Source organism: Temperatibacter marinus, assembly GCF_031598375.1.
In the GTDB taxonomy this organism is placed as follows: domain Bacteria; phylum Pseudomonadota; class Alphaproteobacteria; order Sphingomonadales; family Kordiimonadaceae; genus Temperatibacter; species Temperatibacter marinus.
Window position 1 is genome coordinate 1,500,039 of record NZ_CP123872.1, and the last position, 23,059, is coordinate 1,523,097.

The following is a 23,059-nucleotide window of genomic DNA, read 5'->3' on the forward strand; positions in this document are numbered from 1 at the left end:
CGCACAATGTCATAAGGAAGCCTCATTAATCAATAGAGAATAGTTGAAATGTTCATTTTTTACCATGATTTTCAAGGGAATGTAGCTTGTTTTACGATCAAGAATTGAGTACAAAAACGGGGTCCCAAATCAACGAGTGAAGAGAGAGTAGAATGACTGGTTCCTATACAAGAGATGTTTATATCTGTGATGCAATTCGCACGCCCATTGGGCGGTATGGGGGCGCCTTGTCCTCTGTCAGGGCAGATGACCTTGGCGCTTTACCTATTAAGCATCTTCTAAAAAACAATGAAGCCCTAGACCCTGCAGCCATTGAAGAAGTTTTTTATGGGTGCGCCAATCAGGCTGGAGAGGATAACAGAAATGTGGCCCGCATGTCCGGTTTGCTCGCAGGACTCCCTGTATCGGTTCCTGGGGTCACCCTCAATAGATTATGTGGGTCTGGCTTGGACGCTGTGGGCAGCGCTGCACGTGCAATCGCTTCGGGTGATATGAATCTTGCTATTGCAGGCGGCGTCGAGAGTATGTCCCGGGCCCCTTTTGTCATGCCTAAAGCAACAACGGCTTTTTCAAGGGCGAATGAAGTGTTCGATACCACCATCGGATGGCGATTTGTTAATCGCTTATTGGAAGAGCAATATGGTATCGATTCAATGCCAGAGACCGCTGAAAATGTTGCTGCGGAATATACAATATCTCGAGAGGATCAGGATAAAATGGCCCTGGCCTCTCAAGAGAAGGCCGCAAAGGCACAAGAAAATGGTCGCCTGGCTCAAGAGATTATGACGGTTGACATTCCCCAGCGAAGAGGCGATCCAATTCATGTGGACCGCGATGAGCATCCGCGCTTAACCTCCTTGGAAAAACTCGCGTCGCTAAAAACGCCCTTTAGGAAAGGCGGAAGTGTTACGGCAGGAAATGCTTCAGGTGTTAATGACGGCGCGGCAGCGATGCTTGTCGCCTCTGCCGAAGCAGCACGGGAAAATGGTCTTCAACCTGTCGCACGGGTGATCACAATGGCAACTGCTGGTGTGGATCCGCGTATTATGGGGGTGGGGCCTGTTGAAGCTGTGAAGAAAGCCCTATGCAAAGCGCATCTTACCATCGAGGAGATGGATGTCATCGAATTGAATGAAGCCTTCGCGGCGCAAGGGCTGGCTGTGCTGAGAGCCCTTGGTGTTGCGGATGATGACCCCCGAGTTAATCCAAATGGTGGGGCCATAGCGCTGGGGCACCCCCTTGGAATGTCGGGAACGCGGTTGGTGATGACTGCTGCCCGCGAATTACAGAATACAGGTAAAAAATACGCTCTCTGTACCATGTGTGTTGGCGTTGGACAGGGTATTGCCATGATTATTGAGCGGGCTGAGTAAAAGCCTGAAAGCTGAAATCAATAAGGGGCTCATAGATTTTATGGGCCCTTTTATGAGATCGCCATTCAGGCTAGGGAACGCTGTCCATAGAAAAGCGTCAACCGTCGGTCAAGTTCTTCAAGATTGGGCGTGTTGGAGAGCGCGGGTTTAATTGGCCAGCTTCCACCGCAGGCTACAACATTTTGACATTCCAGAAAGTCGCGTCTTAGATAGTCATCCACGCCGCCAGTGGCAATAAATTCTAATTCCGGGTATGGGCCGTAAAAGGCATCCAACAAGGTCATGGAGTCAGGCGCGTTGGCGGGGAAAAATTTCATGATTTTTAAATCATACTGTATGGCCTTTTCAACATCTGATGGCGTGTATACACCGGGAAAAATGGGAATATTTCGGTCAAGGGCGTAGGCCATAACTCGATCATTCACCCCAGCACTCATTAAGTAATCAGCGCCGCAATCTAACGCTTTTTCCGCATCAGATACAGTTGAGACTGATCCTGCGCCTATTTTGAAATGCGGCGCTGTTTTTTTGGCAAGTTGAAGCAGCTCTGGCGCTTCTTCACAGCGCAGTGGAATTTCCATGATCGGTGCATAGACGCCTTCGAGGTGACTTAAAACTGTGTGAAGTTCAGTTTCTGCTTTCCCTTGGAATATAGGAATATACTGCACGCTCTTTATAAGGTTAAGAACAGATGACATTGTTGCCTCCTTGTATTCGCGCGACTATTCTTGGGACCTGAGTCGCATTTAACTGTCATATTGACATCGTTGTCTATTGATATCACTCTCCATGTATTTCTATATTATCTCACAAGAAATGACATATTGAGGGAGAATTCTATGTATTATATCTCACACAATTGACAACGTTGTCAATATACTGTATCTCTTTCTCAAAATAAGCTCGGTGAAAGTTTTTAGGGAAAAGGCTGCGAGCGTGGGAAAAGAGGGATAAAATGGATCGCATTACTGTAAGCGCTACAATTCGTGACACAGCTCATGTAACAGCTGAAGATTACAGACGTCTTTATGAAGAGTCGTTGAATGATCCAGAAGAATTTTGGGCACATCAGAAGGAACGCATTCACTGGTTCACATCTCCTCAAAAAATTAAAAACACGTCTTTTTCGGGGGATGTTTCTATTAAATGGTTTGAAGATGGTATTCTCAACGCTTCATACAATTGCATTGATCGTCATTTACCAGAAAAGGAAAATCAAATAGCTCTCATTTGGGAAGGCGACGATCCTGCTGATGATGCCTCAGTCACATATGGTGACTTATTGCTGCACGTCTCGCGAATGGCTAATCTGTTAAAATCAATCGGCGTTAAAAAAGGGGATCGGGTCACTCTTTATATGCCGATGATTCTTGAGGCGTCATACGCCATGCTGGCTTGTGCACGGATTGGGGCCATCCACTCTGTAATTTTTGGGGGTTTTTCTCCAGAAGCGATTGCTGGGCGCCTTGATGATTGTCAGTCAGACTTTATCATTACTGCCAATGAAGGTGTGCGCGGAGGGAAGGTCGTTCCTCTTAAGGCTAACGTGGATCGTGCTTTAGACATACTTGAGGAAAGCTATGGCAAGTCTGTCAAAAAAGTTGTTGTGGTATATCATACTGAGACTGAGACTGCGTGCGATCCAGATAGAGATGTCAATTATAATGCCGTGATTGGAACTTTAGAGGATACGTGCCCAGCAGAGCCAATGAATGCCGAGGACCCGCTTTTTATTCTATATACCAGTGGATCGACAGGAAAGCCTAAAGGTGTTCTGCACACGACAGGCGGATATATGGTTTGGGCCAGTATGACTCATGAGTATGTTTTTGATTATAAACCTGGAGAGATTTACTGGTGTACGGCAGATGTAGGTTGGATTACTGGGCATAGCTACATTCTTTATGGCCCTCTTGCTAATGGTGCGACAAGTTTGATGTTTGAAGGGGTGCCTAATTATCCTAGTAGCAGCCGGTTCTGGCAAGTTGTTGATAAACATAAAGTGAATATTTTTTACACAGCGCCCACGGCTATCCGTGCCCTGATGCGTGAAGGGGACGGTCCTGTAAAAGCAACAGATCGTTCCTCTCTTAGGATATTGGGCAGTGTTGGAGAGCCGATTAATCCCGAAGCCTGGTCTTGGTATCACCGTGTTGTTGGTGAAGAAAGGTGCCCGATTGTCGATACATGGTGGCAAACAGAAACAGGTGGTATTCTTATTTCGCCGTTGCCTGGGGCAACCGACCTAAAGCCAGGGTCTGCGACCAAGCCTCTATTCGGCGTACAGCCAGCACTTGTTGATGCGGAGGGTCATTTCTTGGAAGGTGCAACTGAAGGTAATCTTGTAATGGTTGACAGTTGGCCGGGACAGATGAGAACCATTTACGGTGATCATGAACGGTTTAAGCAAACTTATTTCTCAACTTATGAAGGATTATATTTTACTGGGGATGGCTGTCGCCGTGATGAAGAGGGCTATTACTGGATTACGGGTCGTGTCGATGATGTCATTAATGTCTCAGGCCATCGTATGGGCACTGCAGAAGTTGAGAGTGCTCTCGTAGCGCATGAGCAAGTCAGTGAAGCTGCCGTTGTGGGCTATCCGCATGATATTAAAGGGCAGGGCATCTATGCTTATGTCACATGTGTCGAAGGATGCACGCCGGACGAGGCTCTTTTAAAGCAGCTAATCCAGTGGGTGCGATCAGAAATTGGCCCTATCGCCTCGCCTGACTTTATCCAATTCACTCCCGCCTTGCCAAAGACACGATCGGGCAAGATTATGCGTAGAATTCTCAGAAAGATTGCTGAAAACGAATATAAAAACCTTGGCGATACCTCAACTCTTGCAGACCCTGCAGTTGTGGATAGCCTTATTGACAATAGATTAAATCGATAAATGGAAGAAAAGATGTCTCTCTCTCCGAATAAAACCCTAATGTACAGTGAAGCTTTAGAAGCAAGCGCTGTCGTCGCCAAGCAATTTAAAAATAATCGGTCCAAAATTGACGCACTGGTTCAAGAGTTAAAATCAAAGAATATTACGGCCATTGCCACCTGCGCACGAGGCTCATCAGATCATGCAGCCACTTACGCAAAATATTTGTTTGAGACGCGACTTGGACTAATGACATGCTCATTGGCCCCTTCAATTAACTCCGTGTATCAGGTTTCGCTTAATCTAAAGAATATGCTCTTCATTGCGATCTCTCAATCTGGAGCAAGTCCTGACTTGCTTGCAACCGCTGAAGCAGCGAAGGAGGCTGGGGCTGTTGTTGTGGCTTTTGTAAATGTAGAGGATAGTCCGCTTGCGAAACTCGCTGATCATTTTATCCCTCTCTATGCAGGGCCAGAGAAAAGTGTCGCTGCCACAAAAAGTTACATCGCTTCTCTTTCGGCTCTCTATCAATTTGGAGCCTATTACTCCGGAGATGATGCTTTGATAAAGGCCTGTGATGATCTACCTGATCAATTGTCGGCCTCTGCGGCACTGGACTGGGCTGGGGCTGAAAAAGCTCTTCAAAAGGCTTCAAACTTCTTTGTGATTGGACGCGGAACGAGCCTAGGGATTGCTCAAGAAGCGGCACTTAAATTTAAAGAAACATCGGGTTTGCACGCAGAGGCTTATAGCGCGGCAGAGGTGAAGCATGGACCTATGGCTATTGTGAATGAAGGCTTCCCTATTCTGGCTTTTACTCAGGATGATGAAACACGCGAAAGCGTTGATAACGTGATCGAAGATTTCCTTTCTCGTGGGGCGACTGTAATGGTAGCTGGTAAGGAATATGAAGGCGCTATAAATCTTCCGATCGTGCAAGGGGCTCATAAAGCTGTGAGTCCACTCTTGAAAATTCAATCATTTTACTTGATGGTGAATAGTCTTGCTGTTAGCCGCGGCTATAATCCGGATGAACCACCCCACTTAAAGAAAGTGACTGAGACTGTTTAATGAGAACTTTGCTTCATAATGCAACACTATTGACCCCTCAGGGGAAAGTTGAAGGTCATGATCTACTCATTGAAGGAGAGTATATTAAGGCTCTTGAGTCTGACATCTCTTGTGAGGGTATCACACAGATAGACTGTAAAGGAGATCTTCTTATTCCTGGGTTTATTGATGTGCAAGTTAACGGCGGTGGCGGCGCACTTTTTAATGCTGACCCCAGCGTTGAGACAATTAAAACTATCGGAGCCGCCCATCGCATTTATGGGACAAGTGCTTTTTTGCCCACATTGATCAGTGATACTCTAGAGACAGTTAAGAAAGCAATTTCAGCAGTAGAGGCCGCAATAGAGCAGGGTGTTCCAGGCGTGATCGGAATACATCTAGAAGGGCCTTTTCTAAACCCGGTGAAGAAGGGGATTCATAATGCTGATAAGTTTCGCGTGCTAGATGACGAGGCTGTTGAGGTATTAACATCCCTTTCAAAAGGGGTTACCCATATAACCCTGGCCCCAGAGCAAACAACCCCTCAAATGGTCGAAAAGTTGGTTGCTCGCGGCGCAGTTCTTTCAGCGGGACATACTGCCGCAACTTATGAACAGATGATGCAGGCTGTGGATGCGGGTGTCACTGGATTTACACACCTCTATAATGCAATGACAGGATTAGATAGTCGTGCCCCTGGTGTTGTTGGGGCTGCCCTTACTACCCCTGCGACTTATGCCGGGATTATAAGTGATGGGTTTCACGTTCATCCTGCAAGCATAGAAGCGGCCATAAAGGCAAAAGGCATATCGAAGATGATGCTTGTCTCTGATGCCATGCCCTGCGTTGGCGCTGTGAATAAATCTTTCACATTAGAAGGGTTAGAAATTACAGTTGAAGAAGGAAAATGTACGGGCCCGGATGGGACGTTAGCTGGGAGTGATCTAGATATGATCTCTGCTGTTAGGAACACAGCGGCTTGGACTTCAGTAACATATGAGGAGTCTGTTTATATGGCGTCGAAAACACCAGCCGACTTTCTGGGAGTGTCAGATCAATATGGCTCACTTGAAGTCGGGAAAAAGGCAAATATTCTTCAGATTGATGCAGCAGGGAAGGTAGTGTCAAACTGGATTAACGGAAAACTATAACTTAGGGAGGGCCGTCATGGACACAGCTCAACAAGAGAATACCAACACGAGTATTCTACCAATGACAATCATTGGATTATTATTCTTTATCTTTGGATTTGTAACATGGCTGAATGGATCCTTGATGCCGTTCTTAAAGATAATTTGCGGGTTGAATGACTTTCAAACTTTCTTTGTAACATTTGCCTTCTACATCGCATATTTCGTGATGGCTTTCCCCATGGCTTTGGTTTTGAAAAAGACAGGGTATCGTAACGGGATGGCTTTAGGGCTTGCGATTATGGCCGTCGGTTCATTGTTATTCATTCCTGCAGCGTTTTCTGCTGAATATTGGGTCTTTTTGATTGCCTTATTTGTTCTTGCTACAGGATTAACGATCTTGCAGACAGCTTCGAACCCCTATGTGGTTTTTGTGGGGCCAAAAGAGTCGGCTGCGATGCGTATCTCTATCATGGGAATAATTAATAAAGCTGCTGGTGTCGTCGTACCAATTGTCTTTGCAGCGATTATTCTATCAGGCCTTGATAGTTCACCTGAAGCCCTTGCAAAGTTGACAGAGGCTGAAATTCAAGAATTGTCCGAGCGTTTAGTCATGCCTTATATTTATATGGCTGTTGCTCTCTTTTTCCTTATTGGCTTGGTTAAGTTTACTAATTTACCAGAGATCCAAACGGAGGAAGATGAAGGCGGGGAAGAAAAAGGCAACATTCTTCAATTCCCTCAAGTCATTCTAGGAACTGTTGCTCTCTTCTGTTATGTGGGAGTGGAAGTGATTGCAGGGGATTCTATCGGTGTCTTTGGATCCAATTTAAACGTGCCTCATTTTGCTTCACTGACGTCCTATACAATGGTGTTTATGGTGCTAGGGTATATCTTGGGCGTCGTCGGTATCCCTCGTTTCTTCAGTCAAACTCAAGCTTTGGTTGGTTCTGGTATTGCCGGTTGCGCTTGTATTGTTGGTATTCTACTTTCAGATCCAACATCAAGTGGCTTGTCTGAGATCCTATTTGGTTGGACAGGGATTGCTACAATTCCTAATCCAGTTTTATTTGTCGCTTTAATGGGGATGGCTCATGCGCTGGTTTGGCCTGCTGTATGGCCACTTGCCTTGGAAGGCCTTGGAAAATATACCGCTCAAGGATCTGCTCTTTTGATTATGGGGATTGTCGGCGGCGCTATCGTGCCGATGGCTTTTGGGAGTATAGCTGAAGGTGGTGGGGATATGCAGTCAGCTTATCTACTCTGCTTGCCTCTTTATCTCTATATTCTCTATTATGCTCTTAGAGGGCATAAGAAAAGGACTTGGTAGATATAAGACCGTTTCCTACGATAAGGCCCGCCAAGAGCGGGCCTTTTTTTATTTTAAATCTATCTCTTAAGAGAGGAGACTTCCTTATCTAAGCGTTACTTTATCAAGGCCCCAAAGATTATGGCCAATGCCAAAATTCGTGATGGCAGGCCTTGCAAATTTAAAGCAAAGGTCGGTTGCGCCGTCGAAGGTCTTTGGTAGGTCTGCTGAGAAATTTGTTAGACCATGATTGCCAAGAGCTGGCGTGAGGCTGAGGGACAGTAAAGGTTTGCCTTCGCAGACACCCTCATAGATGTTCAATTCACCGTCTTTAGAAGTAGGCGTATCGAATTTCACATGCTTCCAATCTGCACCAATTTGGAAATTAAATGGAATTTGACCAACCACCAACTCAAGAGTTTTTACATCTTTAAGGTCTGCTCCTTTGTAAATCCAACAGGGATGTAAGATATTCATATTAAAGGAAGCTCTGTCCTTGCTCTCTGGATAATCATCATCAAGTTTCAGATGGTAGCCTGCGTCACACACTTCAAGCGTATCATCAGTTCTCATTGAGAGACTTACCTTATCCAGTTTAAGTGAGGTCGGCGCACTGAGAATTTGGTCACCTTTAAAACGAGAAGTTATTAGTGTATCATTCTTGTTTAGGGTGAGAGGATCGGTATAAATCGGGTCTGACGCACTAACAGACTCTTTATTAATCGCATAGTGTATTGCCCCAACATCCAGTTGAGAGGAGAGAGAAACAATGCGCTGCTCATCATCAGGGGCAGTAATATTAGGCCTGACTTCAAAAGCGACATCAGCATAGGCGATGTTGAGTTTGTTATACCAATTAAACAGAGCGGGAAGTCTCTGCATGAAATTGTTAAAATCTCTTTCTTTTGACGACCATGCTGCCTCTGATATAGCGGCTGCACGAGGAAACGTCATATGCATGACTTGGTTATTTGTGCGCATATGCTCCGTCCAAATATTCCCTTGAGCGCCGAGAACGAAATGGGCGCCCTCTGTGCCTTGTAACTCTTTGGGGATAGGCTCATACATATAAACATTCTCTAGCGGCGTAAGAGAAGCGAGTGCAGGGCGTCCTGTGGGCTCTCTCTCGCTTGTAGATTGATGCATGTCTAGATAAAGGGTTGGCCAAGGACTCATAATAACGGTGTGGCCTTTATGAGCTGCCTCGATGCCGCCCTTTTCACCGCGCCATGACATAACGGTGGCAGTTTTATGAATATCTCCACCTTCTAGAATTTCGTCCCAACCAATCATTTTACGACCGTATTTAGAGAGGAATTGGTCAAAGTGCCGTGTAAAATAAGGCTGGATACCTTCAACTGTCTCAATGCCAAGCTCTGCCATGCGCTGCGCGGTTCTTGGATCTTCTTTCCACTGGTTCTTTTGGACTTCATCACCGCCAAGGTGAATATATTCACTCGGGAAAAGATCCATCACTTCAAGAAGAATATCTTCAAGATAATCGAATGTTTTCTCTTCTAAATTATAGGTATATTCAAAAATGCCCCAATCCGCAGAAACATCCATTTTACCTGAAAGATTTACACCGTGTTCAGGATAAGCTGCAAGCGCTGATTGAGCATGGCCAGGAAGACCAATTTCTGGCACGATGGTAATATGTTTTGCTGCCGCGTAAGCAACAATTTCTTTGACCTGTTCTTGAGTATAGAAACCACCAATTTTCTTTGGCTCGCCAGTCGCTGGGTCAAGGATCGCCCGAGCACCTTCCCCTGCAGGCACACGGTATGCACCTACATTTGTAAGCTCTGGATATTTTTTGATTTCAATACGCCAGCCTTGATCGTCCACCAAATGCCACTGCAGAATATTGAATTTATGGAGACTCATCCAGTCAATCATATCTTTAACAAAAGCGGCCCCTTGGAAGTGGCGGCCTTCATCCAACATTAAACCACGCCATTTGAAACGCGGTTTATCTTCAATTTTTACAAAGGGAAGGGGCTTGCCAGAATCAAAATGATGCGTGAATAATTGCCAGAATGTTGCCATGCCATAATAAAGACCTGCTTCGTCTTCGGCCTTAATCTCAATTCCATTTTCTGAGACATCCAGTGAATATCCTTCAGGACCTGTGAGGCTGTCGACCAAGTCGAAAGAAAGCTTTGCCCCTGCTGAGGTTGATTTGAATGAGTGACCATATGTTTTGGTCATCAGAGAATTAAGCAGTTCAATTGTTTTGTCATGCCCTGAAAGTTCAAAGTCAAAATTGATCGGTACAGTCTTATGAGCTGTGTGCTCGATGGACTGAGGTTTTGGGATGATTGGTAAGAAGAGCTCTTGTGGTTCCCCTTGAGAGACATAGTAAAAGCCGCCTAAAAGTAAGGCTGTAATTACAAGGATAGCTTTGAGTTTCATGGGTCAAATTTCCCTTTTACAAATTTATCTGATTGAGATAATCCAAATGCGGCACGCTGTTGGATAAAACACGATTTGATTGGTTTTTTACGCGGTCAAAAACGTCTTTGCTGATTCCCTGATCTACGGAAAGCTTCAAGGCAGGATGATGTCCCATACCATAGAGAACATAGCGATAATTCTCATCTGTAAAGACAGTAGAATAACTGCCCGCAAGATCTTGATATTCACAAATTTTATGGTGCCAAATTTGAAGCTGTTCTTTGAGCCAAGGTGTCTGGTTTACTGTTGCTGGCGCTTGCCTCCAGAAGTCGGTATCCTCTCTGTCCGTTAAGCAATAATGCAAAACAATGAATTGCTTCAGGTCTTGATAAAAACCATTCATCAACCGATTAAAACTGTCTCGAACTGACTGATCAGTGTCGCCGTGGTCTAAATGGGTGGCTAATAAGCCGGCCGATAGATTGATCAGATGAAGACCCGTGGATTCCAAAGGTTCGATAAACCCGCCCGAAAGACCTATGGCAATACAATTGCCAACCCAGAATTCTTTGAGGCACCCTACGCGCATATCAAGATGGACAGATTTGATGACATCCGACTCAGCCCCTAAGAAATCACGCAGCTCTTGCTCGGCCTGGTCAGCACTAAGACGGTCGCCGTCGTAGACATAGCCTGTGCCTTGTCGGTTTGTTAAATCTATCTGCCACGCCCAGCCGTTGCTTAAGGCAGTCGCAACTGTATAGGAACGCGGTGATTCACCGTCTGGCATTGATCGCTGTAGGGCGACAGCTTTTGTACAGGGGAGTGCTTCTTTGAACGATTGCCAGTTGTCTTGCTTTAATTTGCTGATCAATAATGCCCGAAACCCCGTACAATCTAAGAAAACGTCCGCTTCAAACCGATCTCCATTTTCAGTCAGAACTGCCTGAATATTTTGCCCTTGGATTTCGACGTCATTCACAGTGGCTTCAATATGAGTGACACCATTTTCTATGGCAATTTTTCGTAAATATCTAGCCAACAGAACCGCATCAATATGATATCCATAGGGAACAAGGCCCTCATATTGACGGGATTGTCTACTCTTGGGGCTATGGCCATTTTTTGCTAGGGCTGTGCTCAGACAAACGCCTTCGTCAAAGCGCTCAAATTCATGACGGCCAGAAAGCATCCAAAGTGAATTAATATCCAAAAAGCTACCAGAAAGTTGGCTTTCAAAAGGATGAAAATATTCATGCATTGTTCCGTCAGCATGAGGTTTCATCCAGTTGCGGAACATAATACCTGTTTTTAGGGTTGCGTTGGTTTCTTTTAAAAGATCAAATTCGTTCAACCCCATCGCTTGAAAGAAGTATCGAATACTATGGACAGTGGCTTCCCCAACACCGATAATACCAATGTCTGGACTTTCTATGACAGTGATCTCGAAATTTTTCTCAGTGCTATTATAGAGTTTATTGAGGTAAAGTGCTGTCATCCAGCCTGCGGAACCACCGCCCACTATGGTCAATTTCTTGATATTATCGGATGCATTTTTCATGGCAGTCTCCTCGGGGCCTCATAAGGTTTGCAGACCGTATTTTTGAATACGCCTAATGAGATCTCTGTGGGGGATTAATTGGGGCTCAAGCTGTTTATTATACTGCTGAATCGCTTCAAAATCATCTTGGGCTTTGGCCAGATCAGCATAACGTGATTTCAGAGGTTCAATGTCAGTTTTGAATTCCATACCATTCAAGACATATTGGTAATTCTCAAGATTGAAAATCTCTAGGCGGCTGGAAAAATCGTAAGCACTCGGTAAGCTATGCTGCCAGTAATGCAATTTATCTTGTAAGCTCTGAGGGATAGAATTGGCGTGACAGTTGTCCAACCAAAAGTCGCTGTCTGTCCTTTGTGAAGTGCAGTAGTGTAGCTTGATGAAATCAATGACCTTATCCCAGGTGAGTTTTAGGCGTTGGTTAAAACGGTCGGCAACCACAGGGATTGTTTCAGTTGTTGCAGGGAATTGTTCTGCTAGCATACGGGCTGTAGCGTCGAACATCAGAAGGCCAGTTGCTTCTAAGGGCTCGACAAACCCTTGGCTAAGGCCGACCGCGATGCAATTCTTTTCCCAGAGCTTTTCTCGATAGCCCACTTTCATTTTGATCTGCCGCGTTGAAATTTCATCTGCTTTGTCTCCAAGGGACACGCGAGCATAGTCACGGATAACTTTTTCTGCCGCCTCGTGTGATGTATGATGAGAGGAATATACATAGCCTGTGCCTCGTCGCTCCATCAGGCCAATATCCCAAATCCATCCGGCCTCTTTGGCTGTGGCTATGGTGTGACAAGGCAGGTGATCATCTGGACCATAAGGCAGTTGTGCAGCTAGGGCGTAATCTGCGAATAAGATATGGGACTTATCGATAAAAGGGATGTCAAGAGTTTCCCCAAGAAGAAGAGAACGGAACCCGGTACAGTCAATAAAAATATCTGCACAGAGTTCTCCGACTGTGTCAGTTGACAGGGAGAGGATCGTACCATCTTCGGCTTGCTTAACAGTGGTCATTTCCCCCTTCACGTGGGAAATGCCTAATTTTTCAACGCCAAATTTCGTGAGATAGGCTGCAAATTTAGCTGCATCAAGGTGGTAGGCATAGCTTGTCAGGCCCTCATATTCGTTGTGGGTCATGGTCTTGGGGCCATACCCTTTATCGCACATCATGCCCTGAACAGAGAGAGCATCTACATAAGATTGATTGCCGCAAGCGCCTAAGTGATAATAAGGGCTGAGATCAATGTCTTGTTTCATGGGATAATCAAAAATATGGTGATAGCTATGGCCACCTTCAGCGGGGCTACGGAGCCAATCAACAAATTTGATACTTTGTTTGAAAGTGGCATCACACTCTCGGATGAAATCTGTCTCACTGATGCCTAGATATTTTAGGCTATCTCGCATGGCAGGTACGGTACCTTCACCGACGCCTACAGTCGGGATATTAGGAGATTCAAGCAGGGTGACTTTTGGGCCACCCTGATTAGGTTTGAGATGTTTTGCCAGATGAACTGCCGTTAACCAACCGGCAGTTCCACCGCCTACAATAAGAATATGGTCTATGGCTTTTGCCGGCATTGGGTCTCCTACTTTCCAGATTTTCTACGTGCGAGAGTATGCACTTGGTGCATCGACGCAAGCTGTGCATACATCACAGCCATTAGTCCGCGCTTGTGGAAATCCAGAACCACATCGTCAGCCAGATCCATAAGTTTTTCTTCGTCAATGAAGTAGAGGCCATCAATATTGAATTTTTCGCCATTGATTTCGAGGTTCATTGATTGTGATTTTAGCAAATTGTGATTCACAAGAGTTTGGGCATAGCCATCTGTGGCTTGTAGGCGATCATAATAGTCAAGCATACGATCGCGAAACTTTGTCATGAATTCTGTCATCTCGCCGTCTTCTGTAAACAGTGCTTCGCCTTCTGTTTCTGAGAAGCAAGGGCTATCTTCAATAATACCCAGTGTGATTTTATCTTCCCCAGCAGGTAAGATTTTAAATGGATAAAGGGTGGCGACAAGAGGTACAAAAGCACCATCCCACTTGCCATTCACATTGAATAAATTTTCACCTTGGCTAATGCCACAAAGTAACACGGCCTGAAATTGGCCTGTTTCAGAGTTCTTAACAAAAACAATCGGGCCTTGAGACCCAACGGTTGGAAATTCGTGTGCAACAACAGGGATAATTTGGGCATCTTTTAAATGCTCAATATCTTGTTTCGCGAGTTTAAAATTTCGGTGGACATCATTTCCTAGTGGAACGAGTTTTGCCATTTCATTTCTCCCTATAGCAATTTTCACAGACCTTAGCAAAGTAATGAATGGGTTCGCAATTTGAAAAGGGGGCAAAACCCCCTTTTCTTTATCTTTTCATCTTTTTTAGTACTTGAAGCTTACGCCAAGAGTAACGCGGCGTGCGCCTTCATACTGATAGAGAGGGAAATCGTTGATAAACCCTGATCCTGGAGAAGCATTGCGGTTGTTACCATATTGCAGGCTATCTTCTTTCAGAAGGTTGTTGATATCCAGTTTCAGTGTGATGTTATCGTCATAGAAGTAAGACGCTGAAAGGTCTAAGCTTCCAAAATCATCATGCAAACGGTTACCATAAGCACCAACTTCACGTAGCATGTACTGTGAGCGCCAGTTGTAGGATAAACGTGCATTCATCACATCGTTTTCAAAGTATGTTGAAACGTTATAAGAATGCTTAGAGCTATCTGTTAGAACTTTATTAGCATCAGTAAACTGATCAGATCCAACATCACTGTCTGTATAGGTGTAGTTTGCAAGTAAACCAAAGCCGTTACCAAAGTCTTGCTGGTACTGAACCTCTAGACCTTTGATTGACGCAGAGCCGCCGTTTCCAAGTTCTTGAACTGTCCACCCTGCAGCAGCTTCATCAGCATCTGGAAGATTGAACGGAATATCAGCTGAAGACGCTTGATAGGAAGTGTTTGTTACAAAATTCTTCACTTTCTTGTAGAAAAGACCACCAGAAAGAATAGAGCCTTCATCGAAATACCATTCTACAGCAAAATCAATTTGATCTGATGTAAAAGGCTTCAGTCCTACATTACCAACAATCCAGAATTGGTTATCAGGAAGAGAATCGTTTGTACCGGTTACATTCGGATTGACATACATATCAACATATTGAGGACGTGTAATCACACGAGAAGCACTGGCACGAACGACAACATCTTCTGCAGCATCGAAAGCAATGTTAAAGCTAGGAAGTAACTTGTTATAAGAAGCTTCTGCTTGGCCTCTAACACCGTCCAAATAGTATGTAGATGTAGCATCAGTACTTACCCAGCGTACACCAACGTTACCACGGAAGCTATCGCCTTCAAAATTTGCCATCGCATAAAGGCTTAGGTTTTTCTCATCAATTTGTGAGTAAGCGCCTAAGTCTTCTGTTTCGCCGATAATTGCGTTTTTAGCAGCAGCGAATACAGAATCCATATCATAAAACGGCATTTGCATATTGCGGTAGCCCACATCGAGGAGGCCATCTTGAACGCCTGTGAAAGATGCAGAATAAGCTGGATCTACATCAAAAACAAAACGACGGCTTACTGTATTGTGGTCAGAATAACGAACACCAGCTTTAATGCTGTTAATAGCGCCGTATTCAACGTCATATGTTACATCTGATTGAATATATGTTTCTTGATCTGTTTTTGGTGTTTTATTGAAACTTTCACCAAGAGCATGGTTCAGAGCACCGGCATCGAAGTTTGCGATATCAAAGCCGCCAAGATCCCACTCAAGTGTATCACCAGTATAGTCATACGAATAAGCTGTTAGGTCAGCATTGTTTGAGCCGCCTAGAAGCAATTCTAGGTCTGTACCACCAGAAGCTTCTGTGTGGCCGGCCTGGAATTCAACTGTATAACCATCACCTTCGTGTGTTACATCGATGTCGTATACGCGAGACTTCATGGTCGCTTGACGAGGACGTAATTCTGTTACACCGACATTCAGTTGACCTTCAACATAAGTTCCAAGACGTGTTTCAGATGATGGGCCTGGGTTAGCACACCAGCTACAGTTGTTCATTGTGAGCCAGAAAGCACTGTTTACGTTATCCGCACCCATTTCCATGTCAACAAGGTTGACGACAACATCTGTGCTTTCGTTCGGTGTAAACTGAATCGCAGCTGTAAGAGCACGACGTTTACGATCCTGTTGGAAAGCTACTGGGCCTGCACCCCATTCCCAAAATGCTTCGCTACCTTGACGCTGAAGCTGACGACGCTGGTAAACCCCAGAAACGAGAACACCAAATGTTTCTTCGTCGTTTTTCCAAGAGAACATGCCAGAAACTTGTGGGTCTGTTGTTGAGCTATCATCTGTACGAGCAAGCTCTGCAGAGCCGTACATTGTCATGCTATCAAGGTCGAGTGGCTTACGTGTGTTAATGATAACAGTACCACCTACGCCGCCTTCAACAAGATCTGCCTGTGAAGATTTGTAAACTTCAATGTCGCCAACCAATTCAGATGGGAGAAGTGTATAGTTAAATGAACGACGTGCTGGCTCAAATACGAACCATCCTGTCGATGCAACATTCTGCCCATTCAATGATGTTTTTGTAAAACCAGCGCCTGCACCACGAATAGAGACATCTGACCCTTCACCAAAAGATCTTTGAATTGTAACACCAGGAATACGCTGTAGAGATTCAGCAACGTTTTTATCAGGAAATTTACCGATATCTTCCGCTGAAATAGCATCAACCTGTGCTGTAGCATTCCGCTTAACATTCAAGGCTTGTTTCAAGCCTCCACGGATGCCAGTTACGACGATTTCCTCAAGATCTTCACTGTCTTGAGCATTTGCTGGATTGACTGCCCCAACCGTAAGAGCCATTACTGCTGCCATGCTGACAGAAGAATATAGGCGTGACGTACGATTATTCATGTCTCCCTCCTTCACTTTCTTTTCACTTTATTATCGCTTCGTAAGCGATTTTGGTTTTTGCGATCACAATGATCAAACTCAGTACTCACTTTGCTAACTGCAAATTAGGTATTCGCCTCAGATGATCTGAGACACCATCTCGCCGCCCCAACAACGCCAAGATTGCCATGCTCAATGAGATTGACTGGCACCTTTTCGAGGTAGGTACGCATGGAAGCATTAGCTAAATACCGGTCCATGAATTTACTATTGACGAGATAATCTTTAAATTTCGGAAGTATCCCACCCGCTAAATAAGCGCCGCCTTGTGCGCCGTAGGTAAGGACTAAATTCGCTGTAACAGATCCCAAGACCTCACAGAAAACATCAAGCGACGCTTGAGCTAGGGGAGAGGAGCCGTCTAATGCAGCTCTTGAGATCATCGAGGGACGTTCAAGAAGCGCTTTTTGATCCATGATTTCTGCGAGGGCTTGGTATATGTTCACCAGACCAGGGCCTGATAGGAGATGTTCAATTGATACAAAGTCAAATTTCTTAGCTAGAAGGGTTTGAATCTCTCTTTCTACTTGCGTAACAGGCGCAAAGCCTGCGTTGCCGGCTTCGGTTGTCAAGGTGGTCAATGCTTGTCCGCGAGATATAAGAACGGACGCTCCCAGGCCGGTCCCGGGCCCAAGAATAAAACGGGCTTTGCCCGGCACTGACACACCTTGACTATTCAAAGATTGAATGTCTGTTTCCGCAAGACAGGTTGTGCTGTATGCGAGAGCCTCATAATCGTTAAGGCCGAATACATTTTTTGTATTAAGAGTGGCACGCACTTCATCTAGGCTGAATGTCCATGGCAGATTTGTCGCTTTTAATTTTTCATCAACAAAATAGCCGGCACATGCAATAGCCGCTTGATCGATGCGGTCAATATTTTGGGATTTTACAAATTCATTTAAGACATCTGAAATAGCGGCATAATCAGCACAGCGATATTTCGTGTATGCCTTTAGTTCGATCATACTATCGGTACGGGCATCACGGTTCGGAAAAGCATGTATATACCCGAGGCGTGCATGAGTGCCTCCGATATCTGCTGCTATAATTGTCTGTACGTCCGTCATACTGACCCCAAGTTTTTGTTTCCCATGAGTAACTTCTGAACATTATTTTCCCTGGTTCAGAAAGAGACTCGATCTCCAGTTGTCAAAAAATTGTCATAAAATGATAACGTTGTCAAATAAAATGATAACGTTGTCATTTTATTATATCAGTGATATGGTGATTTCAGAAGACAACGATATCATTATATAGCGATGCAACCATTTGTGATCCAAAGGGTTTTTTGCCTGAGGCAGATGTCAGGAAGGCAGATGAATGGATTGCACTTTTTTGCTATCCGTTTTAGGGTTGCGATACTTCTGGGGTAATTGAAACGAGGGAATAAGACTACGATGACAAAAGCAACAATTAAGGATGTGGCAAAACTTGCTGAAGTTTCTTTAAAAACTGTTTCGAGGGTTATCAACAAAGAACCGTCAGTGAGTCGGACTAAAGTCCTTATTGTGGAAGATGCTATCAAGAAATTAGGCTATAAGCCTAATCTCGCCGCCCGTAATTTGCGCAGCACTAAAAGTTATGCTGTGGCCCTGGTATACGATAATCCCAACCCTTATTATGTGATTGATATGCAAAATGGCGCGCTGAATGCCTGCCGAGATAAAGGGTATGGCCTTCAAATTCATCCGTGCTATTCCGATGATAGCTCTATTGCTCAAGACTTGGTTCAGCTTGTAAAGACGGCGGACCTGGCTGGATTGCTTCTTGCGCCGCCTATCTCTGAAAGGGCTGACATTATTTCAATCCTTCGAGACAATGATGTGCACTATGTGGGGATTGTTTCTGGCAGTAAAGAAAATGATGAATTATCCCCATGTATTTGTGTGGATGATAGGCAGGCCGCTTATGAAATTACGGACCATCTTATAAAGGAAGGGCATACTGACATCGCCTTCTTTTGGGGCGAAGAAATTCATAAATCCAGTCCTGAGCGATTTAGTGGATATCAAGATGCTTTAAAAGACCATCACATTGAGTTGAAGGAAGAGTTCATTTTCGAAGGGGAATATTCTTTTGAATCTGGGATGAAAAATGCTGAGAAGCTTATTGCTCTGAAACAGAAGCCTTCAGCGCTTTTTTGCAGCAATGATGAAATTGCGGCTGGGGCACTGACGGCCTTTAATGCCGCTGGCCTCACAGTTCCTCATGATATCGCTATTGCTGGTTTTGAAGATAGCCCCTTTTCTAGGCATTCATCTCCGCCAATTACAACTGCCAAACAAGCAACACAGTCGATTGCGGAAGCCGCGACTAATAGCCTTATTCATGAAATTCGCCCGGATGCGCGTTCTAAAGGTGAGGAAAAACCTAAAACTATTTACTCGCCAAGTTTAATTATTCGTCCTTCTACAACCGGTAAAGATTAGCTTTCAGCCAATGTTCAATAGTTTCAAAAAGCACGGACAGTCCATTCTTGGCTCTATGGATCCAGAACGATCACTGGCTGTTGATGTTTTTCGTGGTTTAACCATCACTTTGATGATTCTCGTGAATAATCCGGGCAGTTGGTCCTATGTCTATTGGCCTCTCGCTCATGCAGAGTGGCACGGCTGGACACCAACAGATTTGGTCTTTCCTTTCTTTATTTTTATTGTTGGGATGGCTCTTTCTTTCAAAAAAGTTACCAAAGAGGAAAGTCAACTTACCCTCGTTCTGGAAGCATTCAATCGAGGCGCAAAGTTATTCCTTATCGGTCTCGCTATTGCTTTATTTTATTATGATTTTTTGAATCCTGCTTATGATTGGTGGCAAGAGAAATTTTTCACGATAAGGGTTATGGGCGTGCTTCAGCGCATTGGATTGGTTTTCTTCTTTTCTGCGACTCTTATCTATTTTTCTCGTCCACGAGGTATTGTCTTATGGATGATAGGTCTGCTTATATTTTATAGTGGCCTGATGATTTTTATGCCCTATCAATTACCGGATGGTTCTGTGGCTATGGGGCTTTGGGAAAAAGGGAATAATTTTGCTGCCTCGATTGATCACTTTATTTTGGGAAGGGATCATGTCTACGCAGGCGGTAATCAGCCCTTTTCTTATGACCCTGAAGGACTGTTGACGACCCTGCCGTCTATATCATCTTGTCTAGCTGGGTATCTGACAGGCCTGTATTTAAAGGCAGACTCTGAGGCCGCAAAAAAAGTTAAAACTCTTTTTTATGCAGGGATCGTTTTGACGATGGCAGCCTATGGCTTATCCCTCTATATTCCTATTAACAAAGCCCTTTGGACACCAAGCTATGTGGTGTTGACAACAGGGTTAGCGCTGGCAACCCTCGCATCCTTAATTTATATCCTCGATATGAAAAAGGCACGGCTTTGGTCTGCTCCCTTTATTGTCTTCGGTGCTAATGCTTTACTATTTTATGTATTTTCTATGATTTTTGCTCGGATACTTGTTATCATTCCTTTTAAAGGGCGTGAGCTTCAGGAAGTTTATTATACCGACTATTTGGCCCCAATTTTTGGCAACTATGCCGCATCTTTAGTTTTTGCATTACTATTTTTATGTTTCTCCTATGGACTTTTCTATCTGTTGTATAAGCGACAAATTTTCTGGAAAGTTTAAAAATGTCAGAGGTGTCAGAACTGTTAGGCTATCTGGACCTTATAAAATTTGCGTTGATAACCTTTTGTTCATGAGTTTTCGATACACCTATTAGATAGAGGGGTACTCTTTATCGGAGTTTATTCTGAAAATAAGAACGAAATAAGCGAATGCTATCCATGTATGATCCGGATCGAATATTAAATTTCATCATTGTTTTTGTCGGTGTCCTTGCTGTTATTGCCATTATTATGCTCTACGCAGGCCGCCAATATCTGGGTAATCAAAACCCTCTGAAATTGTTAATTGCTACAGGCGTCTCTGCTCTTGCTGCCTCTATTATTCTCGTAGCGGCAAGAGAAATTGAACATAGCCTTCTGTATAATATTTCTAATGTTCTCTATATTTGTTGTTACATGAGTATGCTATACGGCGCTGCTAAAATTTTAGAGCTATCGCATTCGAAGCTTTTTAATGGGCTGGCCTTAATCACAGGGGGAAGCGCACATCTATATGCGGCCTTCTCTATGCCATATAGTGAATTACTTTTTGGCAATATTACAGCCTTTTTCTTGACTTGTATGGCAGGGCAATTCCTGCTGACAAACTATCATGCCATCAAAAGAAAGCGGAAAGCTAGTCTCACCATTGGGTTTGCAATCTTGGTAACATTCGTTGCCGGATTGATCAGATTTTTTCAAAGTTATATGATGGGCCCAACAGGACCAGAATTTGAGTTAGAAATCATCAATCTATACATTGTAATGATTGCATGCTCGATATTAGGCGCGATGGTCACAGTCGTACATTTCATCATAGAAAATCAACATACCGAAACATAGCCCCTTAGAATTTAATCAAATCGTAAGGCGTCAATTGGATTGAGTTTAGATGCTTTATAAGCAGGATATAAGCCAAAAACAATTCCTACAATTGTTGAGAACATAATGGAAATAATGACGATATTCATGTCCATTTGAACGTCCCAATTCCCTAGGTCTCCGACGAATTCAGTGCCCACTGCACCAAGGCCAATCCCAAAGATACCTCCCACAAAAGTTAAGGTAATTGCTTCAATAAGAAATTGTGACAAGATATCCCTTTCTCGGGCGCCGATGGCCATGCGAAGACCAATTTCTCTGGTGCGCTCCGTCACAGAAACAAGCATTATATTCATGATTCCAATTCCGCCAACTAAGAGAGCTATGGAGGCTGTACCAGCCAGTAGATAAGTGAATGTTGCTTGAGTTTCATTTCGCGCCCGCATAAATTCAGCCATGTTAAAGATTCTGAAGTTATCTTGTGCTCCGGGAGCTATATTGCGGCGCTCTCGGAAAAAGTCCATTATTTGATTTTCTATCTCTTTCATATCTTCATCTGGATAGGCTTTGACGTCAATTTCTCGAACATAATTTGTTACAATATCAGAACGGCCCATTAAGCGGCTACGAGCCGTTGCTATAGGAACAAAAACCACATCATCATTGCTTCGGCCCCAAGAGGTTTGACCTTTGGCTTCCATAACGCCGATGATAGTGAAAGGGATTTTTTTAACACGAACACGCTGACCAATTGGATTGGATTCACCAAAAAGTTGTTGGGCTGTTTCAGATCCTAAAATTGCGACTTTTCCCCGCAGATCCTGACCGCTGAAAGATGTTCCTTCTGCGATCGTCCAACCTCTCACTTCAAAATACTCATTGGTGACCCCGTATATACTGGCGGCCCAATTAGTGTTGCCTGCAATAATTTGCCCGCTGGTTCTAAGCTGTCCAGAGGCAGAGATTATTCCAGGGACTCGTTCTTTGAGGTCTGGCACATCTTTATCAGAAAAGCTAACTGCAGAGCCGCCCGCGCGCCCCCGCGTGTTACGATTGCCCGGACGGACCATGAGAACATTGCTGCCAAGTTGTTCGATCTGTGCTTCAACAGCTCTTTGTGCGCCATTTGAGATCGAGACCATAACTACAACAGACGCAACACCAATGATCACCCCAAGCATCGCTAAGAATGAGCGCATGGCGTTGGTTCTCAAACTATCAAGAGCGACCAGTAGACTAGAAAAAAAGGTCATGGGGCGTCTCCCGTTTCTGTCAGCCGGTCAAATTCTACACTCCCATCTCGGAAGCCTATTTGGCGTTTAGCGCAGACCGCAATTTCTGCTTCATGAGTCACGAGAATGATTGTTATGCCTTTCGCATTTAAATCATTGAGTAATTCCATTATTTCTTCGCTTGTTTTTGTGTCAAGTGCCCCTGTGGGCTCATCAGCTAAAAGGATACTAGGATGGTTGACAAGCGCTCTCGCGATGGCAACACGCTGTTGTTGCCCCCCTGAAAGCTGTGTTGGCAGATGATCCATACGATCTCCTAGGCCCACCATGGTTAAGCACTCTTTTGCGCGCTCTATTTCGTCTCCTTGAGGCGAATGATTATAGAGCAGGGGCATTTTTACATTGGCAAGAGCTGTTTGGCGGGACAAAAGGTTGAACTGTTGGAAGACGAAACCGATCTTTTTGTTTCTAAGTGTTGCCAAGTCGTCGCCGCTCATTTTTGCCAGTTCCTGGCCGTCGATCTGCAAGCTGCCTTGTGTGGGACTATCTAACGCGCCAATTAAATTCATAAAGGTCGATTTTCCAGACCCTGAAGGGCCTGTGATTGCCACATAATCCCCATCATGAATATCGATATCGACATTAGCAACCGCATGGATAATTTCTTCCCCCATACGGTATTCTTTTAAGAGGTTTTGTGCACTAATAATGACTTTACTCATC

The 23,059-nt window shown here is 44.4% G+C and carries 17 protein-coding genes; 8 read left to right on the forward strand and 9 right to left on the reverse strand.

Annotation, left to right across the window (positions count from 1 at the left end; all coding sequences use genetic code 11):
- Positions 1–152: 152 nt before the first annotated feature.
- Positions 153–1,373, forward strand: coding sequence for a 3-oxoadipyl-CoA thiolase (gene pcaF, locus QGN29_RS06755; protein WP_310799936.1), 1,221 nt, complete (start codon positions 153–155; stop codon positions 1,371–1,373).
- Positions 1,374–1,438: 65 nt separating this feature from the next.
- Here pcaF and QGN29_RS06760 read toward each other — a convergent pair whose 3' ends face one another.
- Complete coding sequence (locus tag QGN29_RS06760) at positions 1,439–2,071, reverse strand: bifunctional 4-hydroxy-2-oxoglutarate aldolase/2-dehydro-3-deoxy-phosphogluconate aldolase (protein ID WP_310799937.1); 633 nt, start codon at positions 2,069–2,071, stop codon at positions 1,439–1,441.
- 257 nt (positions 2,072–2,328) lie between these two features.
- Between QGN29_RS06760 and acs the strand changes: the two genes are divergently transcribed.
- From acs to gluP, 4 genes are read left to right on the forward strand one after another with little or no spacing between them, the layout of a single operon-like run.
- Positions 2,329–4,272: an acetate--CoA ligase gene (acs, locus tag QGN29_RS06765; RefSeq protein WP_310799938.1), complete on the forward strand. Its 1,944-nt coding sequence runs from the start codon at positions 2,329–2,331 to the stop codon at positions 4,270–4,272.
- Positions 4,273–4,284: 12 nt separating this feature from the next.
- Complete coding sequence (locus QGN29_RS06770) at positions 4,285–5,322, forward strand: SIS domain-containing protein (protein WP_310799939.1); 1,038 nt, start codon at positions 4,285–4,287, stop codon at positions 5,320–5,322.
- Positions 5,322–6,452, forward strand: coding sequence for an N-acetylglucosamine-6-phosphate deacetylase (gene nagA, locus QGN29_RS06775; RefSeq protein ID WP_310799940.1), 1,131 nt, complete (start codon positions 5,322–5,324; stop codon positions 6,450–6,452). Before QGN29_RS06770 ends, nagA begins: the two co-directional genes overlap by 1 nt.
- A 16-nt stretch (positions 6,453–6,468) precedes the next feature.
- Entirely contained in the window at positions 6,469–7,761 is a 1,293-nt protein-coding gene (gluP, locus tag QGN29_RS06780) for a glucose/galactose MFS transporter (protein WP_310799941.1), read from the forward strand.
- An 84-nt stretch (positions 7,762–7,845) separates the two neighbouring features.
- On the opposite strand, the gene QGN29_RS06785 is transcribed toward gluP, so the two are convergent.
- The 6 genes from QGN29_RS06785 to glk form a co-directional block, all read right to left on the reverse strand.
- Complete coding sequence (locus QGN29_RS06785) at positions 7,846–10,155, reverse strand: beta-N-acetylhexosaminidase (RefSeq protein ID WP_310799942.1); 2,310 nt, start codon at positions 10,153–10,155, stop codon at positions 7,846–7,848.
- Positions 10,156–10,171: 16 nt separating this feature from the next.
- The gene (locus tag QGN29_RS06790; RefSeq protein WP_310799943.1) at positions 10,172–11,698 is read right to left on the reverse strand and encodes a tryptophan halogenase family protein; all 1,527 of its coding nucleotides are present in this window, start codon (positions 11,696–11,698) and stop codon (positions 10,172–10,174) included.
- A gap of 18 nt (positions 11,699–11,716) precedes the next feature.
- Positions 11,717–13,276 (reverse strand): tryptophan halogenase family protein, encoded by a 1,560-nt coding sequence (locus QGN29_RS06795; protein WP_310799944.1) that lies wholly within the window; start codon positions 13,274–13,276, stop codon positions 11,717–11,719.
- 8 nt (positions 13,277–13,284) lie between these two features.
- A complete protein-coding gene (locus QGN29_RS06800) occupies positions 13,285–13,977 on the reverse strand; it encodes a SapC family protein (protein ID WP_310799945.1) in 693 nt (230 codons plus the stop codon).
- 105 nt (positions 13,978–14,082) lie between these two features.
- Complete coding sequence (locus QGN29_RS06805; RefSeq protein ID WP_310799946.1) at positions 14,083–16,632, reverse strand: TonB-dependent receptor; 2,550 nt, start codon at positions 16,630–16,632, stop codon at positions 14,083–14,085.
- Positions 16,633–16,736: 104 nt separating this feature from the next.
- Entirely contained in the window at positions 16,737–17,741 is a 1,005-nt protein-coding gene (gene glk / locus QGN29_RS06810) for a glucokinase (RefSeq protein ID WP_310799947.1), read from the reverse strand.
- Positions 17,742–18,071: 330 nt separating this feature from the next.
- Between glk and QGN29_RS06815 the strand changes: the two genes are divergently transcribed.
- The 3 genes from QGN29_RS06815 (at position 18,072) to QGN29_RS06825 (ending at position 21,125) form a co-directional block, all read left to right on the forward strand.
- Positions 18,072–19,103 carry a LacI family DNA-binding transcriptional regulator gene (locus QGN29_RS06815; protein ID WP_310799948.1) on the forward strand — a complete coding sequence of 344 codons (1,032 nt, stop codon included), beginning with the start codon at positions 18,072–18,074 and terminating at the stop codon, positions 19,101–19,103.
- Positions 19,104–19,113: 10 nt separating this feature from the next.
- On the forward strand, positions 19,114–20,304 hold the full coding sequence (locus tag QGN29_RS06820) for an acyltransferase family protein (RefSeq protein ID WP_310799949.1): 1,191 nt from the start codon (positions 19,114–19,116) through the stop codon (positions 20,302–20,304).
- A 149-nt stretch (positions 20,305–20,453) separates the two neighbouring features.
- Positions 20,454–21,125 (forward strand): hypothetical protein, encoded by a 672-nt coding sequence (locus tag QGN29_RS06825; RefSeq protein WP_310799950.1) that lies wholly within the window; start codon positions 20,454–20,456, stop codon positions 21,123–21,125.
- An 11-nt stretch (positions 21,126–21,136) separates the two neighbouring features.
- On the opposite strand, the gene QGN29_RS06830 is transcribed toward QGN29_RS06825, so the two are convergent.
- Both QGN29_RS06830 and QGN29_RS06835 read right to left on the reverse strand, forming a co-directional pair.
- Positions 21,137–22,357 carry an ABC transporter permease gene (locus tag QGN29_RS06830; RefSeq protein ID WP_310799951.1) on the reverse strand — a complete coding sequence of 407 codons (1,221 nt, stop codon included), beginning with the start codon at positions 22,355–22,357 and terminating at the stop codon, positions 21,137–21,139.
- Positions 22,354–23,058, reverse strand: a complete 705-nt coding sequence (locus tag QGN29_RS06835; RefSeq protein WP_310799952.1) for an ABC transporter ATP-binding protein — start codon at positions 23,056–23,058, stop codon at positions 22,354–22,356. Before QGN29_RS06835 ends, QGN29_RS06830 begins: the two co-directional genes overlap by 4 nt.
- Position 23,059: the final 1 nt, after the last annotated feature.

What these genes read in the sequence shown, in the direction of transcription:
- QGN29_RS06800 (WP_310799945.1), bottom strand. Translation starts at nt 13,977, where the DNA reads ATGGCAAAACTCGTTCCACTAGGAAATGATGTCCACCGAAATTTTAAA.
- QGN29_RS06795 (WP_310799944.1), bottom strand. Translation starts at nt 13,276, where the DNA reads ATGCCGGCAAAAGCCATAGACCATATTCTTATTGTAGGCGGTGGAACT.
- QGN29_RS06820 (WP_310799949.1), top strand. Translation starts at nt 19,114, where the DNA reads ATGTTCAATAGTTTCAAAAAGCACGGACAGTCCATTCTTGGCTCTATG.
- QGN29_RS06835 (WP_310799952.1), bottom strand. Translation starts at nt 23,058, where the DNA reads ATGAGTAAAGTCATTATTAGTGCACAAAACCTCTTAAAAGAATACCGT.
- QGN29_RS06815 (WP_310799948.1), top strand. Translation starts at nt 18,072, where the DNA reads ATGACAAAAGCAACAATTAAGGATGTGGCAAAACTTGCTGAAGTTTCT.
- QGN29_RS06770 (WP_310799939.1), top strand. Translation starts at nt 4,285, where the DNA reads ATGTCTCTCTCTCCGAATAAAACCCTAATGTACAGTGAAGCTTTAGAA.
- QGN29_RS06825 (WP_310799950.1), top strand. Translation starts at nt 20,454, where the DNA reads ATGCTATCCATGTATGATCCGGATCGAATATTAAATTTCATCATTGTT.
- glk (WP_310799947.1), bottom strand. Translation starts at nt 17,741, where the DNA reads ATGACGGACGTACAGACAATTATAGCAGCAGATATCGGAGGCACTCAT.
- nagA (WP_310799940.1), top strand. Translation starts at nt 5,322, where the DNA reads ATGAGAACTTTGCTTCATAATGCAACACTATTGACCCCTCAGGGGAAA.
- gluP (WP_310799941.1), top strand. Translation starts at nt 6,469, where the DNA reads ATGGACACAGCTCAACAAGAGAATACCAACACGAGTATTCTACCAATG.
- QGN29_RS06760 (WP_310799937.1), bottom strand. Translation starts at nt 2,071, where the DNA reads ATGTCATCTGTTCTTAACCTTATAAAGAGCGTGCAGTATATTCCTATA.
- pcaF (WP_310799936.1), top strand. Translation starts at nt 153, where the DNA reads ATGACTGGTTCCTATACAAGAGATGTTTATATCTGTGATGCAATTCGC.
- QGN29_RS06785 (WP_310799942.1), bottom strand. Translation starts at nt 10,155, where the DNA reads ATGAAACTCAAAGCTATCCTTGTAATTACAGCCTTACTTTTAGGCGGC.
- QGN29_RS06790 (WP_310799943.1), bottom strand. Translation starts at nt 11,698, where the DNA reads ATGAAAAATGCATCCGATAATATCAAGAAATTGACCATAGTGGGCGGT.
- QGN29_RS06805 (WP_310799946.1), bottom strand. Translation starts at nt 16,632, where the DNA reads ATGAATAATCGTACGTCACGCCTATATTCTTCTGTCAGCATGGCAGCA.
- QGN29_RS06830 (WP_310799951.1), bottom strand. Translation starts at nt 22,357, where the DNA reads ATGACCTTTTTTTCTAGTCTACTGGTCGCTCTTGATAGTTTGAGAACC.
- acs (WP_310799938.1), top strand. Translation starts at nt 2,329, where the DNA reads ATGGATCGCATTACTGTAAGCGCTACAATTCGTGACACAGCTCATGTA.